A 17,461-nucleotide genomic window follows, 5' to 3' on the forward strand; every position below is an offset into this window, starting at 1 on the left:
GGGAGATTGGGGGATGGGGATAGGGGATATGGGGATATGGGGATATGGGGAGATGGGGAGATTAAGAAATATTTGGTAATGGTTGAAGATGGAACATTTTTTTATACCGAATTAAACGGATTTGATATAATATCTGTTTATAATTTCTTAAATTACTTCAATATTAGACATCTCTTTCATGCATAGTAGGGACGCCCTTATGCAACGTCTGTACAGGGAAATAATTGATTTGATTTTTATTATTGAAGATGTCTATTTAATCTCCCTACTCCCCCACTCCCCTCTTCCCCTCCAGGGAGGGAGCTAGAGATTGGGTCCCCACTCCCCCACTCCCCCACTCCCCCACTCCCCTACTCCCCCACTCCCAACAACTCTAATAACTATTCAACCGGATTCTATATCACTCCTCAGTCGTCGGGTCGGACTTCTGCCAAAAGCACATACCGCGTATAAAGATACGATCAGGGATTCTATATATTTAATATGTTCGCGTTGCAACTCTACTACCCAAATTTTTCGGTGAAGTTGGGGATTATATTGAGCGTATTAATTATTCTGATGTTTACTTCTCCCTGTAGGGACGCCCTTATGCAACATCCCTACCTACTCCCTTACTCCCCTACTCCCCTACTCCCCTACTCCCCCACTCAAAAATTAAGCAGCAGCTATCAAACCACTATGCCGCAACAAAGGTTCAGTATTAGGTTCCCGACCTCGGAAAGTTTTAAATACCTCCATCGGATGCAAACTACCACCTAATGCTAATACTGTATCTCGAAAACGTTTACCACAAGTGGCGATCGCTACTTCATCTTCTAAACCAGCCTCTTCAAAGGCAGCAAAAGCATCAGCACTCAATACTTCTGCCCACTTATAACTATAATAACCAGCAGCATAACCACCAGCAAAAATATGTCCAAAGGCACATAAAAATGAATCTTCTGGCAATGGAGCTAACACAGTAGTAGTTTCAGCGATGCGGTTACGCACATCCATCACTGTTTCTTCGCCACCTGGTTGATAACGGTGATGTAGCTCAATATCAACTAAACTAAAATGCAACTGACGCAACATCCCACTGCCACTCATATAATTTCTGGCAGCCAAAAGTTTCTGATAATAATGTTCTGGTAGAGTTTCTCCTGTTTCATAATGTTTTGCCATTCCAAATAACGTAGCGCGGTCGTAACACCAGTTTTCCATAAATTGACTGGGTAACTCCACCGCATCCCACTCTACATTATTAATACCCGCAGCTCCTGCATAGTCAACCGTTGTCAACATATGTTGTAAACCATGACCGAACTCATGGAACAGAGTTTCTACCTCACGAAAAGTCATCAAACTAGGTTTATCATCTACAGGTGGTGTTTGGTTGCATTGCAAATAAGCTACTGGCAAACGCAAAGTAGTTTGACCATTTTCCACAAACTTTGCGCGAGCAATACATTCATTCATCCATGCACCACCCCGTTTTTCTGCCGGGCGACTATAAGCATCAAGATAGAAATAAGCGATGGGTGTATTTTTCTCATCACTAACTTGGAAATAATGCACATCTTGATGCCAGACTGGTGCTTCCCCATCAGCAGCAGTAATATTAATACCAAATATCCGTTTGACCAAAGCAAATAAACCATCAAGAACTTGGGGTAGTGGGAAATATGGTCGTAACTCTTCAGCAGTAAAGGCAAACTTTTCTTCCCGCAGTCTTTCCGCCCAAAAACTGGTATCCCAATGTTTCAGGTCATTTGCCTCTGGTGCATTTTTACTGGCAGCAAATTTTTTCAATTCTTCTAAGTCTGTAACTGCAGCATCATAACTCACACTGCGTAGCTCTTCTAATAACTTTTCCACTGCTGCGACACCAGGTGCCATTTTACTAGCGAGACTCAGTTCTGCATAACTATTAAAGCCTAAAATTTGAGTTTTTTGTTGACGTAGCTCCAAAATACGTTGAATTAGAGGATAGTTGTTTAACTCCCCACTAGAAGCACGACGAATAAAAGCTTTATACAGTTGTTCTCGTAACTCCCGTTGTTTGCTATGTTGCATAAAAGGCATAAAACTGGGATAGTCGAGAGTAATGCGCCATGGTCCGTTTTCTGGTGTTGCGTTTTCTGCTCCATCATCTCTGGCACATTGAGCTGCCAAACTTAATAAACTGGGAGGTAAACCATCGACTTCTTCTTTGTTTGTCAATGTGAGACTAAAAGCTTTTGTAGCATCGAGGACGTTATTGGAAAACTTTGTAGAAAGTTCTGCTAATTCTAGTTGAATGGTGTTGAAACGTTCTCGTTGTTCTCCTTCTAGAGCTACTCCAGAAAGTTCTGCATCTCTGATAGCAGCTTCAACTATGCGTTTTTGTCCTGAATCTAGATTCTGCCAACTATCACTATTGTGTAATTTTTTGAAGGCTTGATAAAGAGGTTGACTTTGGTTGAGTTTATTAGAAAATTCTACTACTTTTGGTTGTACTTCATCATAAGCTTTTCGTAGTTCAGGACTATTTTTTACTGCCATTAAATGCCCTACTATTCCCCAACTCCAACTTAAACGGTCTACTAATTTTTGCAGAGGTTCTACCAGGTCATTCCAAGTAGGCTTAACTGTTACTTCTAAGTTGGTTAATTCTTGCTCTAATTCTGCCAGAAGTTCTGTCATTGTAGGGACTACATCTTCTGGTTTTATTGATTCAAAAGGAGGTAATCCTTTACCAATTAATAATGCTTTATTTGTAACTGTAGCTTGAGCATTCATACGCTGTTTTTCTTGAGTTCCCAATTATCTTGATTTTTGGTATTATATTATTGTAGCTTAATTAAGCAAAAAATCATAAATACCCCTTTCAGGTAAAATCCGGTAACATTGGTGTAATTAGAGTGTGGGGAGGCTGGGAGATGGGGACCCACCCCTAACCCCAGCCAGGAGGGAGAGAGTAAGAAAGATTTAGTAATGGCGCTCGTGAAGAGAATATTTTTTTATACAGAACCTGAGCGGATTTAAGATCGCTAATTGCTCCCGAACCGCCTATCAACCAACTAATCTTTAAAAAGTTGCCTGCAACTTCCCTACCTATTCCCTTAGCACGAAAATCATAGCTAAATTCATCAAAGTCCTCCGCTTCTCATCTTCAAGTATTTCATTCTTAGCGTACAATTTCGTTCAGTCGATTGCTGACTTACTAGATTAATTAAACCCTTTGAAAATTAGATTTTTCAAATTCTTGAAATCTCTTATTTTTTCAAAGATGTATTTGGAATAGTTGATAAGGAACAATTGGGAGACTCTGCTTTTTCCCAAATAGAATAGAAATGTTCTTTGTCGGTTTTAATATCTATTTCTTGATAGGAAATATAACCATTTTCTTTTTCTTCATTGATTAGCATTCTAGTCGTAAAAGAGTTTTTTTCAACTAATAAGTTATCATAAACCATCAAGTTAGTATTATGCCAATCATGACGATCGACATTTTTAGTATTAGTGCAACAAATATATCGTACTTCTACGCCAACTTCTGCTTGTTCTCTAAGTACTTGTAAATGTTCTTGTGTCAGAAATTCAGGAAGTATAAAAACTCTTTTTATGAGAATACCTTTTGAAGTATTTTTTACTTACTTCCCAAAAATACATACCCAAATCACTATGCCACCATGTAGGAGTAGTCATGCTGTGAACTGCTAATAACTCACATTTACTTTTTTGGATATCAATTTGTTCTAATAATTGAACCACTTTATCTATGCGTGACCGTCCACTGACGGCAATTTTGATTTCAGGCATAATGGTATTAGTCAAAATTGTACCTTCAAAGAGAGTTTGGTTATTTTTGTCTAACTCAACTTCAGTCAAATTTGCGCTACTCAAATTTGCGTTACTTAAATTTGCCTTACTTAAATTTGCTCTGGTTAAATCAGCTTTAGTAAGATTTGCGCCTGAAAGATTAGCATTACTAAAATTGCACTCTACCAAAATTGATTCCGAGAGATTAGCTTCATTATCACTTAAATCTACTTTGCTGAAATTTAACTTACGAAAATCTCTCATTCCTATTTTATATAGACTCATCAGTTCCTTTTCTTCATAAATATCTTGAGGATATTCATGAGGAGCGTAAACGGCAATAATTGCTTTAACGTAAACAAATAGATAGGCTTTGATAATATTTTCATGGCTATAAATTCTGATAACTTCTTCCTCGCCATGTCTTACAACAACCATAGCAGTCACTGCTCCTTCTTTACCCGGCGTTAAATTAGCTATGTACATAGCTTTGAGTTCATGTTTGATATCAACTATATGAGATAAAGCTTTATCAAAAGCAGTAAAAAGTGCATTAATCGATCCTTTTTTGAATCCAGACTCTGTATGATATTCTTTTCCAAATCTATCTTGTAAGATAACTGTAGCAAAAGTTAGATCATTTTTGGTGCAGAGAACTTCAAACTTTTTTATTCTCCAGCCTTGAAAAAGGAGTAACTTATCCTCAAAAGAAAGATTATTTTTCAGAGGCTCTTCCTTCCAATTGATGGATAATTTTTCTCTCTTTTTATCTATAAATTTTTGAGCTAGTTCTTCTTTGGAAAATTCCGGCGATAAATCAGAATCTTCAGACTCTACGTACTCTAAGAATAATGCTGGTGAATAAACATAAGGCCAGCCACTACTCACAAAATCCCTATCTCTTAAAGTGATAATGCCATCCAAATTATACTTTTTGGCACACTCAATTTGAATAATAGTTGGTATGTTGACAGTGGGATATTTTTCCATATCGATCTCTTTCAAGTCAATATCACAAACCTTAAATTGACTGAGAATTTCTATAATAAGACGGTTAGCATATTCTTGTCCTCTCAAATTTTTAACTCTTGACCAAAGATTTTCTACTCCATTTTTACCAAGATAGGGATTAATTTTGTCGGATAAAACCCATTCAACTACTTTAGTAACATCTTGGTTGATAGTAGTTTTATTCCTTAACAAAAATTCTTCAAGTATATTAGAGTCAATTAGAATTTTAGGAGCTTGGGAATTTTTTTTCTGGATTTGGAATACTGATAAATTGTCGAGAAACATATCAATTCCAACACTAGGATCGTTCGTAACTTTGCGAAGACTGAGCTTAATTTCGTATTGAATAAAAGGGTCTTCATTTTCCATGTTATTTCTTAAATCCCAGAGAAGTTTAATTACTTTTGGTTCAATACGTTCACCTAATGTTCTAATCCAATTAGCACGTTTCTCTACATCACATTCTTGTTGCAATAATGCGATTAATTCAGAAGTCTTAATTAGACTATATTCGGATAGTATTTGATTAGATGACTCTTTTCTCATGACTTGATTCGCCTCTTGTAGGGTTTGCTCTTTTAAAATGGAAAAAATTGATTAGTTGGCAAGATTATGACTATCGTGAATATTTTCCTCAACTTTTAAACCTTCTCCAGCTTTTAAGTTTTCTTCTATACGGTTGTGTAAAATCTTAATCGAATCATCGTCATTATTCTGATAAAAACATTTTGGGTGTAAGGAAAAAAGAGTTCTTCTTAAAGAAGCGATACCGAAAACTTTCTTATCTGATTGAATATCAGAGTAGTGATTTTTGAAATGTTCGCTTACTTGTTTGCTGAAATTAGGTTTGATATCACGAGGATTGTGTTGAGTTATTTTAGCCACATCTGTTTCTGTAAACAAACCTGTCATTGCTAAGTAAATCATCATTTTAGACTTTTCAGAAAAAGAAAATATATAAATTTTCTCCATTTCATCTAATAAATTATCAACTTCTGAAACGTTGACATTTTGATGAATTGCCAGTTGTTTAACTTCATCAATTGAGAAGAGGGGATTAAATTCTTTTCGGGGCATATAACCTCACTTGATATCAGAGTTTTGGTAGCGTAACGTTGAGAATAACATATTTTGATTACCATATTACTTTTTCTCAATTGCAGAATTTCCTCCCATTTAAAACAGTAAACTTAGGGAATAAGCTAATTATGCCATTTGAAAAATATTGTAGCATTATCTCCCAAAAAGAAAACCAACAATTGTTGCACAAAACCCCCATTAGATAAACATACATATATTTACCTAATTTAATACTGTCCTATTTCCGAAGTATATTTTGACAAAACAAGCTGACTACAAGCTACCCTATCAGACAAAATCATTGTAGATATTTCAGAAGTATAAATCTCCAGATAAGCATCTTCATGGGTTTCAAATACATATTTTTTTCCTGCTTCAACAGCACGCTCAAGCCACTGCCCCATGAAGTCAATTTTTAAGATAGCTATTCTTTCCGTACAATTAATATACAGGCACTTAATAGTTTTATAATTTTCAGTTTTTTTAGCCATACTATTATCCTCCATCTCAGAATTTAGTATGTAAATCATTTAAGTAAGATAAAGCATATTTATTTGTTTGGAAACCAACAAATATTGTCATACAAAAGCAATTTTTGTTGGGTGATTATTTCCTAAATAACTCTTATAAATAAAAAAAAGCGGTAGTAATACCACCGCATTAAACATTTAAACCAAAATTTATGTTACCACAAAATAACTTGCATTCGGATACTCGTAAGCGAATTGACCAAATGATTCGGCCTGAATTGCGATTTTTCTTTACTTGGTTAATAGGAAAACCCTGTCACGGAGAAACTGTGCGACGGAAAACTGTAGGTGAAGACTTAATATCTACACTCTTTATCCTAATTTTCGGTGTTGTTGTTGGTTATTCCGCATTTACAGAAAATTGTGTTAATTTACTTGCTCTTTCTATTAGCTGGGTTTGCGTATTGTCATCAACCCGTAAACTGCGTCTAACTATTGAACACGCTTGCAGTCATAATGCTGTATTTTCTCATCGCTTCTGGAATAAAGCTCTGGGAGAATTTATTTCCATTCTGACTCTCACTTTGCCCTTCAGAGAATACCAGAAAAATCATACAAAAGTTCACCATTCCCACCATATCCTGACTCCCGGTGATGAAACTTACAACTTTCTGTTCCTTAATGTTGGTTTTCGCTTAGGAATGAAAGTAGATGAAGCATGGAAGCATCTCATTAAAACCGCTTTTTCGCCAACCTTTCACTGCCGTCAACTTTACTCAAGGATAAAATCTGCTTTTTGCTCCCATTATCCCACTCATAACTTAATTTCGTTAGCTTTTTGGTTGTCTATCATCGTTGGTGTGGGAATAACTCATTCTTGGCAAATGTTTTTCTGGATATGGGTTTTACCTCTGAGTCTCTTTTTTGAGGTAAGTAGTCTATTGCGCCAATGTGTAGAACATAAGTTCGGAAATATCCCGGAAGAAATAACTTCTGCAATTTTCTGTGGCGAAGAACCCCCTGTATTTAACCATTCTGATTCAATTTGGGTAAAGGTTTTGGGGGTAACTCGTTGGTGGATGAGAGTGTTTTTCTATCATCTCCCTGTACGTCTTTTGATCCTTACTGGAGACAGTCCAGTTCATGACTATCATCATAAACGGCCAGGCAATGATTGGGTTAACGCCCACATAGATAGACAAGCAGAAGTAGAAGCAGGAGTTTCTTATGCTCACTCTTGGGGGTTACTGGAGGCGATCGATAAAACTTTTGAGTCTCTTAGCACTATATCCCCAGACTAAAAGACATTAGACACCTCCTCCAAAAGAGGGAGTAGGGACGTTGCATACAACGTCCCTACAGGGAAAGAATTGATATAGCATATTCCTCGCATAATGAAGTACAAAGATTAACAATTATAGCACTTTTAGGATAGTGAGGTACAGTTTATTAATTCTCTGTTACCTGTTGCCTAAAGTCCTAAATTTTTGTACCTCATTAACTCCACAAGTGCTGTAAATTTTTGTAGTGTGGGCATCTTGCCTGCGATGAATTTACCTCACCAAAGTGGAATATGCTTTAATATCATGTCCGCTGGTATCGTTTGTATCAAAGTTAGCGTGAATATCTACAAGGAAATTTAAGTTTTTTCTAGCTTTTAAGCCTTCTTCTTTCTTCCCTCTTCCTTCTTCCTTCTTCCTTCTTCCTTCTTCCTTACCTAAGGAAATTTAAGTTTTTTCTAGCTTTTAAGCCTTCTTCTTTCTTCCCTCTTCCTTCTTCCTTCTTCCTTCTTCCTTACCTAAGGAAATTTAAGTTTTCTAGCTTTTAAGCCTTCTTCTTTCTTCCCTCTTCCTTCTTCCTTCTTCCTTCTTCCTTACCTAAGGAAATTTAAGTTTTTTCTAGCTTTTAAGCCTTCTTCTTTCTTCCCTCTTCCTTCTTCCTTCTTCCTTCTTCCTTACCTAAGGAAATTTAAGTTTTTTCTAGCTTTTAAGCCTTCTTCTTTCTTCCCTCTTCCTTCTTCCTTCTTCCTTCTTCCTTACCTAAGGAAATTTAAGTTTTTTCTAGCTTTTAAGCCTTCTTCTTTCTTCCCTCTTCCCTCTTCCTTCTTCCTTCTTCCTTACCTAAGGAAATTTAAGTTTTTTCTAGCTTTTAAGCCTTCTTCTTTCTTCCCTCTTCCTTCTTCCTTCTTCCTTCTTCCTTCTTCCTTACCTGAAGTTGATAATATCGTCTATTAAATTCATATCCATATAAGTTTTACCTTTAGCATTTCCAGCTATGACTGTAAAAGGTTTATCTGGTTCTCCTAAATGATTTAAAACTAAAGTTGCATCAGTAAAATCTTGATTTCGCGTATAATCATTAACTGTAATAATTGTTTTTAATCCTGCTGCTTTGGCAGCTTCTAAACCATTATCTGAATCTTCAAATACCAGACAATTATCTGGCTGAATATTCATTTTTCTAACACATAATAATAAACATCTGGCGCAGGTTTTTTTTCTGGAACTATGTCTCCTGCAGCAATTATTTCAAACCATGATAAACTTTCCTTGCCCAAAGTATTTTCTAATAATGCAGTTACATTTTCTAAGGTGCTAGTAGTAGCGATCGCTAACCGTATTTTCTGATTTCGTGCCTCTGCTAATAATCTTTTTACACCCAAGCGCAACGGAATAGTTCCTGTTGCTAATAACCTTTGATAATATTTAGTTTTCGTGGCGTGCAGATTATAAATTAAATCCTGGAGTGAAATAGATGATTTCAACTCTGGTTGATACCGACTAATATAAAAGTTGATACGTTCTTTGCCACCTGAGACCTCCAGCAATTCTTCGTAGAACGAAACTGACCATTCCCAATCTAACCCCGCTTCAGCAAAAGCCTGATTAAAAGCAACTCTATGGCCATCTCTCTCTGTATTTGCCAAAGTTCCGTCAACATCAAATATTAAGGTAAACAGTTCAGTCATTATAATTAAAAGTGTGATAATAAATTAAAGATTGTACTACTCTTAAGTTAAGTTTATTTTATAATCTCAACAGAACATCCACTTCATTAGACATCTCCAATAATAGAAAATCAAATCAATTATACCACTCTTATTCATCAATTCTTTTTCTCTACTCCCTACTTCCTACTCCCTACTCCCTAAGCTCCAAAAATAAAAAATCAAATCAATTATCGTACAGAAATTATCAGTTCTTTCTCCCTGCTTCCTACTGCCTACTGCCTACTGCCTACTCCCTAATCTAAGCACTAATTCCAGAAGTTATAAAAGTCACAAGACGCTGTACAAGATCGTCAATATCTTCCATAGAACTTTTGTCACTCAGAGACTCCAGTGGTTCAATTTGATTGAGGACTCGGATCAACATCGCAATTACTAAATCAAGTTTCCATTTCAATTCTGTAGGAGACTGCTTAGGTAATACTTTTCTCATTGCCTCTAGAAATTTTTGTTGACCTATACTAAATTCTGCTTCCGCTAGTTTCTGAATTGGATAGGGTTCCGTGCGACAACGGCCCATAAACTGTGCGTGAATCAAACATTCTTCCGAACGCTCCTGAATCATTTGTATGGGTGGCGTTATTAAAGCTGCTAAAATTTCAGGAACTGAAGGGAGGTCTTCAGAGTCTTCCAGAATTGCCAGTTGTCGTAGTTGTTCTTCAACAATGGGTTGTGCTACTCGTCGAACTGTGGCGATAAATAATTCTTCTTTTGAACCAAAATGGTAATGGATGGCAGCCAAATTTACGTCTGCCTCTCGAATTATGGCCCTTAGAGAAGTTCCAGCAAAGCCCAGAGAAGCAAAAAGTTTCTCGGCAGCATTGAGAATTTGCTCTTTTGTGTCAATAGTTGAATTCTTGCTCATTCAGTCGTGTGTATGATTTGCTCAAAATTTTAGTCTAACATCGAGAAGTCCATTTTGAGTGTTTTTGCTATGACAGAAGGAAGAAGGAAGGAGGAAGAAGGAAGGAGAAAAAATGGCGTTGCTGATTTGAGGTATGATATCATGTCCGTTAGCTTCGGAGTAATATCATGTCCGGTTGAATACTTATTATTAAAATAGTAGGGGAGCGGGGAGTAGGGGAGTAGGGGAGCGGGGGAGTAGGGGAGCGGGGAGTAGGGGAGTAGGAATAGAAAGATTTACTGTTTAAGCACTCATGATAAGTTTTTTCCAGATCGCTCTTATCTGGACATGATATTATATAATTCTGTCGTCGTCGTACAATGGTTAGGGGCGCCATTCGGAGATTTGCGCCAGCAAATGCCATTCCCCCCTACAATATAGGGCGAATGCCATTCCCCCCTACTCTTATCTTTAAATATGGAATAACACCGATGCTACCAGATTTGATCTGATTAAAAAAGACTTCCATCAGCAAACCCTAATTATTCGGTCAACATTTCCAGGAGCTACCACCAGAATCAACATTCCAAACAATAATATTTTCATCATCGCTACAACTGGCAATTTTCTTACCATCCGGACTAAAAACCACCGCCAAAATCAAACCTTTATGCTCCCTCAAACATTGCAAACACTCTCCTGTTTCTACATCCCACAACCTAATAGTATAATCCAAATGACTGCTAGCAATTGTTTTACCATCCGGACTAAAAGCAACCGACAAAACTCCATCGGTATAACCTTGGAAAGTTTGTAGACATTTTCCTGTTTGAGCATCCCAGAGTTTCAGCACCTGGTCATTATTTCCCGTTGCTACAGTTTTGCGATCGCAACAAAAAGCCTGAGTCGGAATTCCAGTCCGATCGCCCTTTACCGTCGCCAGACATTCCCCAGTCTCAACATTCCAGAATTTAACAGTAGCAGGACTTACGCAAATTAACCTTGAAAACGCCAGATGTAGGGGCGTTAACGTAGTTGTGCGTAGCAAATGGCATTTGTTAACGCAGAGCTGCCGCTTTATATGTTGCCTCACTCAATTTACAGCGCTTTTCATTTAAGTAGACCACAAAATTATTTTTGGCGCTTAGAGTAGGGAGTAGGGAGTAGGGAGTAGAAAAATGCTTTTGGGTTGCCCATACTAACTGTAGTCTATCCATGTGAAAAGCGCTATAGTGTTCGTGCGTAAGTCCTGAGTAGGTTCAAAACAAGCACTAGCTAAAGTTTTACCATCCGGACTAAAAGCAAGTGCCTTGATTTCTTTTTGATGACCTGCTAGTTCCCGGTCGAATTCTCCTGTTTTCACATTCCACAAGCGAATAATATCATGTCCGGATAATTAGTTATAAAAAAACTTTCTCCTTCAACTCCAGTTGTTCCTCTTTCTTCCCTCTTTCCTCCTGACTCCTGACTTCCCCTCCAGGGAGGGGTTAGGGTGGGTTGACTCCAGGGAGGGGTTAGGGGTGGGTTGACTCCAGGGAGGGGTTAGGGGTGGGTTGACTCCAGGGAGGGGTTAGGGGTGGGTTGACTCCAGGGAGGGTTAGGGGTGGGTTGACTCCTGACTCCTCCGTAGTTATTTATTTATCACTGTTTAACCGGACATGATATAGTGCTTTCATAACCACAACTGGCAAGTTTTTCACCATCGGGAGTAAAAGCTACTGACCAGACAACATCTTTGCTACCTGTCAAAGTCCGAATACAGTTAAATGTTTCAATATCCCAAAGCTTGATGGTTTTGTCTGCACTAGCACTTGCTAGAGTTTTGCCATCAGGACTAAAAGCAACGCCTAGAACCAAACCGTTATGAGCTGTTAAAGTTTGAAGACATTCAGCAGTGTTAGCATCCCAAAGTTTGATAGTGTGGTCATTGCATCCACTGGCAATTATTTGAGCATCTGGACTAAATGCTAAGGCATGAATACCACCAAAAGAGTGAGTTAAAACTGATTCCCTTAAGTCAGAATGGGAAAAATTAACATCATCTAAATTGATTCCTTGGATATCAGCTTATATAATGGTGAGATGGGAAAAATTGTAGCCCGTTAAATTAGTATTCAAGTAACAGAATATATTCAGAATATTTCCCCCTGCATATCCCGGTCGCAGTGGTGTATTTTGACGGAGTTTTTCTAACAGATATTGCAAATGCTTTTCCAAGTTTTGTTGATTTTGAAAAGTATCGATTAGCCTGAGAGTAATAGGTTCAATAAAAATTCTGGTTTGAGTGTTTATAATATAGTCTTTAGCTGTAGCTAGGAGTAGAGCATGATGATGAAAAAGTTCTAGTTTTCCAGTTTTAATTTCTTGGCAAATCGTGGTAATAAAATTTTCCGTTATGTATTCTATTAGCATGGGCTGAAGAGTAAAATATTTCCCATCTTTGCTTTTTTCTAGAGGCAGTTTAATTTGTAGAGAATGCAAAGTTTCTGAGATTCTATCTTGAGCAGTTTTTGTGACTATATCTGATTTTAAATTAGTTATAGAAATCGGTTCTTGATGAATAGCCAGCCAATATAAAATTTCTTTTTCAAAATTAGACAATCGTTCAAAATGCCAATCCAATAATTCGCGAATATTAGCAAAAATCAGTTTTCCCGATCCTAAAAAACCAGCAATATTTCCCGGAAAATATTTAAGATGATGAGCTGCATATTCTAATGTTAAAGGATTGCCCTTATAGAATTCTATTAATTTTTGCCATTGCTCATCTGTAGCCACAAAATCACCAATTTTATCAAAAATTTTACGCCCTTCTAAAACGTTTAAACCCCTTAATTCAAAAAAACAAACTGTTTTATGTTTTCCCGATAATATCTCAATATTATTAATTTTTTCACGACTGGTTAATAGCAAACAACTTTGATGAGAGATTGAGGCAATTTTTGATAAAAATTGACCATAATCTTCACATCCAGATTTATATTTTCCCGCAGAATCTCCTGCTTCCAGGATACTCTCCACATTATCTAAAATTAGTAAACAACGATGTTTTTAAATATTCAAGTAACAGAGAAATTTGCTGATGTATTTTGTCTGGTAAATTGCCGATTTGTTGATGAGAAATAAATTGAATTAAATCACCAATAATTTCTGTAAGAGGAGGTGTATTGATGAGCGATCGCCAAATTACAAATTCAAATTCATCTTGAATATCTCGTGCCAAATGTAAAGATAAATCTGTTTTACCAATACCACCGATACCAGTAATAGCAATGAGTCGGCAGCGATGTTCGATCGCCAATTGTTTGAGGGTTGTTAATTCTGTTTCTCTGCCAAAAAAAGCCTGGGTATCTGGCGCATCTCCCCAGTCTTGATAGATAGTTTTTTTCTGTAGTTGACTTTCTTGATAATCAGAACTGTTTAAATCTATGGCCAGATGAGTAAAAAAATTTTCTAGAGTTCTGAAACTAACTCCTCGATCCATCTTCAGAATTTTTTTCACAGTAGTGCGATGCAAACCAGTTGCTTGAGCAATTTGACGATCGCTATATCCATTAGGAGATAATTCAGATAATTGCTTCTCAATTTTCTGTTTTCCTGCTGTGGTTAGAAGATAAGTACAGTTTCTTTTGATTTTGGCCATTAGACATCTGCGATCGTTCATCTGCATAGTTAAATATCATTTTACATTACGCCTTGACCTTTGTCATCCTCCGCAAACAACTCCTATTGCCTTCTTAACTCACATTCAGGACTTACGCAAATTCACCTTTAAAACGCCAGATGTAGGGGCGAATGGCATTCGCCCTCACTTTATCTAGTGTCTGTGCGTAAGTCCTTTCAATAATTGATAATTGATAATGGATAATTGATAATTACCTCTCCCTAAAAGGAAGAGGATTGAATAAAAGGAAAATTTTTTCTCTCTTGGTCGATTGGATATGGCTCCGAGACCTCGCCATCCCTCGACCGCTTGTTTCCCCTTGAAAGGGGAGGCTTTAAACCTAAATTATTTAATTATTTAATTATTTAATTCTTAATTCTTCGGTAATTATTAATTATTAATTATTAATTATTAATTGTTGATATGCCTCAGTATTTTTAGCTAACAGCTTTTAAAGTTTCTCTGCTATAACAGTACTAATACTTAATTAATCACATTGCCAGGGTCTAGTGGCAGTAATATCTCTCTGTTAATCCTATTTTGTCCTACATCTTGAAGTGCGGAATGTGGGCTTAAAAGTAGGAGATTATATCACATTCGTTACTCAATATTGTCGAAAATCGACAACCACTGAAAAATTATTGTCGATTTTATTATTAATTGTTGTTGAAAAGATTGCTATGAGTGAGTTTTAGTGATTTTTGTTATTTGTTAAAAATTTGTCGATCACGACTGTCGAAAACCGACAACTTTTGTTTTTGAGTATGCAATACTTTTTATTAGTTATTTATTTTTGCCAGGAACCGGAAGGTTAAACACGCGAGGGTGGGTTAAGCGATTGCTTTCACGGACAGTACCGACCGATAACATTGGGGAGGCTAACTTTACCCCAGAAATGGTAGTTTTCGGGGAGTTATTCCCTGCTCCGAAAGGGGACTGGTGGCTGAGGCAACCGTGTTGTTTTTCTTCCCGTAGCTTGTAGGGGCAAACGGCCGTTTGCCCCTACAACAGGTTTCCAAGCTACCCAACTTTTTAGATGAATGAAGGCAGCGGGATCTGAGGACATTTCCTCCTACCTTTCCTTTAAAGGAGAAACAAGAGAAAATTTTCACTATTAGTCAATCTTATCGGTTTTCAAGGAGAGGTAATAATTAATTATTAATAATTAATAATTAATAATTAATTGTTGAATCCTACCTCCTCGCTCATTCCTATTTCTCCTGACTCGGTATTCCTGAGGACTGACCAAAAAATCAGGTAAATAGCCTCCGCTTTCAAGGGGATGAAAAAAAATCAAGTTCAATATTTCAAGTCTCTGACTTTAACTAGAGGTACTGATAACTGATAACTGATAACTGATAACTGAAATGACTCCTTCGTCGTTTGATACTTAATTGGTAAGCATTTCCTACGGAATGCTGCGCAAACAGCTATTAGCAGTCAGCTATCAGCAATGAGTAATGAATAATTACTTCTGCGGTTTAGAAAGGAGACTTTGCTAGTAAATTTTTATTCTTTCTCAATTTCAAAGGTTACTTTTACCTTCTCCAAAATTAATAGCTGAAGTCCGCAGTTCCGACCTAGGAAGCTAGCTAATAGCTGACAGCTGAATGCTTACCTTAATTGTTAAATTCAATTTGCGAGAAATATGGCCAACAATAATCTACAATCTGCATTCGAGCTCGGGACTATCACCACTACGCCAATTAAAGAGACAGAAAGAATTGGCTTTAGACAATCAAATGGTATCCGAGAACGTAACGACTACTATAAATTCAGCCTCGACGAAGAAAGCGATCTGACCTTCACACTAGACCAACTAGACCAAAACGCTAATCTAGAGATATTAGATAGTGATGGGGACCTTTTATTTTCTTCTACTAACGGAGGTATCGAGTCAGAAATAATTGATGCTGACCTAGAAGCAGGAGAATATTTTGCTCGAGTCTTTTCCAGAGGTAATGCTCAAACAAACTATCAAATTACTGCCAGTGCAGGTCCGAGAAATACCACAGAAGATGACGAAGCTCCTGGCATTCGTTTAGGGGATGATTTCCTCAACAATATTGAAGATGGGGTTGTTGTTACTGATGAAGTTGGCTTTGGTACGAGGAATCAAAGAGATAGATCCGACTACTATAATTTTGTCATTGACGAAGAAAGTGACTTTAGTCTGACCCTAGACCAACTCAAACAAAACGCAGATGTTCGTCTCTTGGATGAGGATGGTCGAACTCTGTTGGTGAGGTCCGCTAATGGTGGGCGACAAGAAGAAGCTATAAACGCTATTCTTCAACCAGGGAAATATGTTGTTCAAGTATCTCCTAAAGGTGGAGCAAGAACAGATTATCGATTAGAGGTTAATGCTGAACCTTTTGGAGAAATCACCGATAGACTACCTGGTGTTCCGTTAGGCGATCTGTTGGAAAGGACAGAAACAGAACCAGTCTTTGGTATAGGAGAAATAGGTTTTACTAGAGGTAGTACAAGAGACCAGAATGATTACTTCACTTTCAGTCTCAATGAAGATGCTTTCTTTTATGCTGACCTGGATCAGTTAAGTGCCAATGTCGATCTCCAGATTCATGAATATGACTTAAATAATCCAAACGAACTAGGAGAGTTGTTGTCCGAATCTGACAACAGAGGCAGAAATCCAGAAATTATTAGTGGAGAAGTTTTAGAAGCTGGTGAGTATGCAGTGCGGGTACGCCCCAAAGGCAATGCAAGAACTGATTATCGTCTGGAGTTAAACGCCTTTGACCAAGATTTAGACGATTATCCTACTCCAGAAACAGCAAAAGATTTAGGAGAAATCACAGAAACCGATACTAAAGAATCTGGTAATATTGGTCGCTCAATACTGACCAACTTCCGAGACCAAGCAGATTGGTACAAGTTTACTCTCAGCAGCGAGAAAAATCTCAATTTGGAGCTTGATAACCTTGGAGCTAATGCTAATGTGGAAATTTATGACAGTGATGGTGAAAGTCTACTGTTTAATTCCAGAAACAGGGGTTCCAATCCAGAAAATATTAACGAGACTTTAGAAGAAGGTACTTATTTTGTTAAGGTATTGCCCCAAGGTAATGCTCGGACTAACTACCGATTGAGTTTGAATGCTGAAGAGGCAATTAGTCCGTTCGATCGCTTTGAGCTAGGCAATCTAACTGGTGAACTAGAAAGTAATATTGATAATATTGGTGGCGAAGGTAGCGGCCAACGTAATACCCTAGATTTTTACAGCTTTAGTGTAGACCAACCAATAGATTTTCGGGCTACTCTAGACCAAATCCAAGATAATGCTAACTTGGAACTGTGGAATAGTGGCGAAAACCTGAATGATGACAGTGACGACGATCTGGTTGTAAGTTCCACTAATTCAGGCAGAGGTCCTGAGTTAATTGAGCGGGTAATAAACCCCGGTAACTATAACATTCGGGTTTTACCAGTGGGAGGTGCAGATACAGAATATCGAGTAGAGCTGGATGCCACAGAAACAACAGAGGGTACAGATATTGTTGAAGTCGGTCAACTCGATGAATACAAAAAGAGAGACCGAGTTGGTTTTACTACTGGTGGAGTACGTAATACTAAAGATA

The 17,461-nt window shown here is 37.5% G+C and carries 16 protein-coding genes and 1 pseudogene; 4 read left to right on the top strand and 13 right to left on the bottom strand.

The features are described 5' to 3' along the window. Positions 1-186, top strand: a 186-nt coding sequence (locus SAGCYANO_RS00430; protein WP_237395463.1) for a hypothetical protein, incomplete at its 5' end; no start/stop codon positions are given. A gap of 468 nt (positions 187-654) precedes the next feature. On the opposite strand, the gene SAGCYANO_RS00435 is transcribed toward SAGCYANO_RS00430, so the two are convergent. From SAGCYANO_RS00435 to SAGCYANO_RS00455, 5 genes are all read right to left on the bottom strand, one after another. Then, positions 655-2,760 (bottom strand): M3 family metallopeptidase, encoded by a 2,106-nt coding sequence (locus tag SAGCYANO_RS00435; RefSeq protein WP_202218287.1) that lies wholly within the window; start codon positions 2,758-2,760, stop codon positions 655-657. 476 nt (positions 2,761-3,236) lie between these two features. Continuing rightward, complete coding sequence (locus tag SAGCYANO_RS00440) at positions 3,237-3,389, bottom strand: hypothetical protein (protein WP_202218288.1); 153 nt, start codon at positions 3,387-3,389, stop codon at positions 3,237-3,239. Positions 3,390-3,561: 172 nt separating this feature from the next. Beyond that, complete coding sequence (locus tag SAGCYANO_RS00445; protein WP_202218289.1) at positions 3,562-5,340, bottom strand: pentapeptide repeat-containing protein; 1,779 nt, start codon at positions 5,338-5,340, stop codon at positions 3,562-3,564. A 51-nt stretch (positions 5,341-5,391) separates the two neighbouring features. Further along, a complete protein-coding gene (locus SAGCYANO_RS00450) occupies positions 5,392-5,871 on the bottom strand; it encodes a hypothetical protein (RefSeq protein ID WP_202218290.1) in 480 nt (159 codons plus the stop codon). 230 nt (positions 5,872-6,101) lie between these two features. After that, the gene (locus SAGCYANO_RS00455; protein WP_202218291.1) at positions 6,102-6,365 is read right to left on the bottom strand and encodes a DUF1830 domain-containing protein; all 264 of its coding nucleotides are present in this window, start codon (positions 6,363-6,365) and stop codon (positions 6,102-6,104) included. A 191-nt stretch (positions 6,366-6,556) separates the two neighbouring features. Here SAGCYANO_RS00455 and SAGCYANO_RS00460 point away from each other — a divergent pair, with 191 nt between their 5' ends. Continuing rightward, positions 6,557-7,645: a hypothetical protein gene (locus SAGCYANO_RS00460; RefSeq protein ID WP_202218292.1), complete on the top strand. Its 1,089-nt coding sequence runs from the start codon at positions 6,557-6,559 to the stop codon at positions 7,643-7,645. Between the two features lie 903 nt (positions 7,646-8,548). Here the strand turns inward: SAGCYANO_RS00460 and SAGCYANO_RS00465 are convergent. Further along, positions 8,549-9,312, bottom strand: a pseudogene (locus SAGCYANO_RS00465) (HAD family hydrolase). Positions 9,313-9,592: 280 nt separating this feature from the next. Beyond that, entirely contained in the window at positions 9,593-10,216 is a 624-nt protein-coding gene (locus tag SAGCYANO_RS00470) for a TetR/AcrR family transcriptional regulator (protein ID WP_202218293.1), read from the bottom strand. Between the two features lie 54 nt (positions 10,217-10,270). Here SAGCYANO_RS00470 and SAGCYANO_RS00475 point away from each other — a divergent pair, with 54 nt between their 5' ends. Next, the gene (locus SAGCYANO_RS00475; protein ID WP_202218294.1) at positions 10,271-10,414 is read left to right on the top strand and encodes a hypothetical protein; all 144 of its coding nucleotides are present in this window, start codon (positions 10,271-10,273) and stop codon (positions 10,412-10,414) included. A gap of 331 nt (positions 10,415-10,745) precedes the next feature. On the opposite strand, the gene SAGCYANO_RS00480 is transcribed toward SAGCYANO_RS00475, so the two are convergent. The 6 genes from SAGCYANO_RS00480 to SAGCYANO_RS00510 form a co-directional block, all read right to left on the bottom strand. Next, positions 10,746-11,243, bottom strand: a complete 498-nt coding sequence (locus SAGCYANO_RS00480) for a WD40 repeat domain-containing protein (protein ID WP_202218295.1) — start codon at positions 11,241-11,243, stop codon at positions 10,746-10,748. Positions 11,244-11,393: 150 nt separating this feature from the next. After that, the gene (locus tag SAGCYANO_RS00485) at positions 11,394-11,558 is read right to left on the bottom strand and encodes a hypothetical protein (RefSeq protein WP_202218296.1); all 165 of its coding nucleotides are present in this window, start codon (positions 11,556-11,558) and stop codon (positions 11,394-11,396) included. Between the two features lie 278 nt (positions 11,559-11,836). Then, on the bottom strand, positions 11,837-12,256 hold the full coding sequence (locus tag SAGCYANO_RS47210; protein ID WP_307785782.1) for a hypothetical protein: 420 nt from the start codon (positions 12,254-12,256) through the stop codon (positions 11,837-11,839). A gap of 6 nt (positions 12,257-12,262) precedes the next feature. Beyond that, on the bottom strand, positions 12,263-13,216 hold the full coding sequence (locus SAGCYANO_RS00495; protein ID WP_202218298.1) for a hypothetical protein: 954 nt from the start codon (positions 13,214-13,216) through the stop codon (positions 12,263-12,265). Position 13,217: 1 nt separating this feature from the next. After that, the gene (locus tag SAGCYANO_RS00500; protein WP_202218299.1) at positions 13,218-13,838 is read right to left on the bottom strand and encodes a hypothetical protein; all 621 of its coding nucleotides are present in this window, start codon (positions 13,836-13,838) and stop codon (positions 13,218-13,220) included. 934 nt (positions 13,839-14,772) lie between these two features. After that, on the bottom strand, positions 14,773-14,925 hold the full coding sequence (locus SAGCYANO_RS00510) for a hypothetical protein (protein WP_202218301.1): 153 nt from the start codon (positions 14,923-14,925) through the stop codon (positions 14,773-14,775). Between the two features lie 582 nt (positions 14,926-15,507). Here SAGCYANO_RS00510 and SAGCYANO_RS00515 point away from each other — a divergent pair. Further along, positions 15,508-17,461 (top strand): PPC domain-containing protein (locus SAGCYANO_RS00515; protein WP_202218302.1); only part of this gene is annotated, 1,954 nt, incomplete at its 3' end.

It is taken from the genome of Okeania sp. KiyG1 (assembly GCF_014132355.1).
Taxonomy (GTDB): domain Bacteria; phylum Cyanobacteriota; class Cyanobacteriia; order Cyanobacteriales; family Microcoleaceae; genus Okeania.

Bases quoted from the DNA above. Each gene is read 5' to 3' on its own strand.
- SAGCYANO_RS00445 (WP_202218289.1), bottom strand. From the start codon at position 5,340: ATGAGAAAAGAGTCATCTAATCAAATACTATCCGAATATAGTCTAATT.
- SAGCYANO_RS00440 (WP_202218288.1), bottom strand. From the start codon at position 3,389: ATGCTAATCAATGAAGAAAAAGAAAATGGTTATATTTCCTATCAAGAA.
- SAGCYANO_RS00510 (WP_202218301.1), bottom strand. From the start codon at position 14,925: ATGTCCTCAGATCCCGCTGCCTTCATTCATCTAAAAAGTTGGGTAGCT.
- SAGCYANO_RS00435 (WP_202218287.1), bottom strand. From the start codon at position 2,760: ATGAATGCTCAAGCTACAGTTACAAATAAAGCATTATTAATTGGTAAA.
- SAGCYANO_RS00450 (WP_202218290.1), bottom strand. From the start codon at position 5,871: ATGCCCCGAAAAGAATTTAATCCCCTCTTCTCAATTGATGAAGTTAAA.
- SAGCYANO_RS00455 (WP_202218291.1), bottom strand. From the start codon at position 6,365: ATGGCTAAAAAAACTGAAAATTATAAAACTATTAAGTGCCTGTATATT.
- SAGCYANO_RS00470 (WP_202218293.1), bottom strand. From the start codon at position 10,216: ATGAGCAAGAATTCAACTATTGACACAAAAGAGCAAATTCTCAATGCT.
- SAGCYANO_RS00460 (WP_202218292.1), top strand. From the start codon at position 6,557: ATGTTACCACAAAATAACTTGCATTCGGATACTCGTAAGCGAATTGAC.
- SAGCYANO_RS00500 (WP_202218299.1), bottom strand. From the start codon at position 13,838: ATGGCCAAAATCAAAAGAAACTGTACTTATCTTCTAACCACAGCAGGA.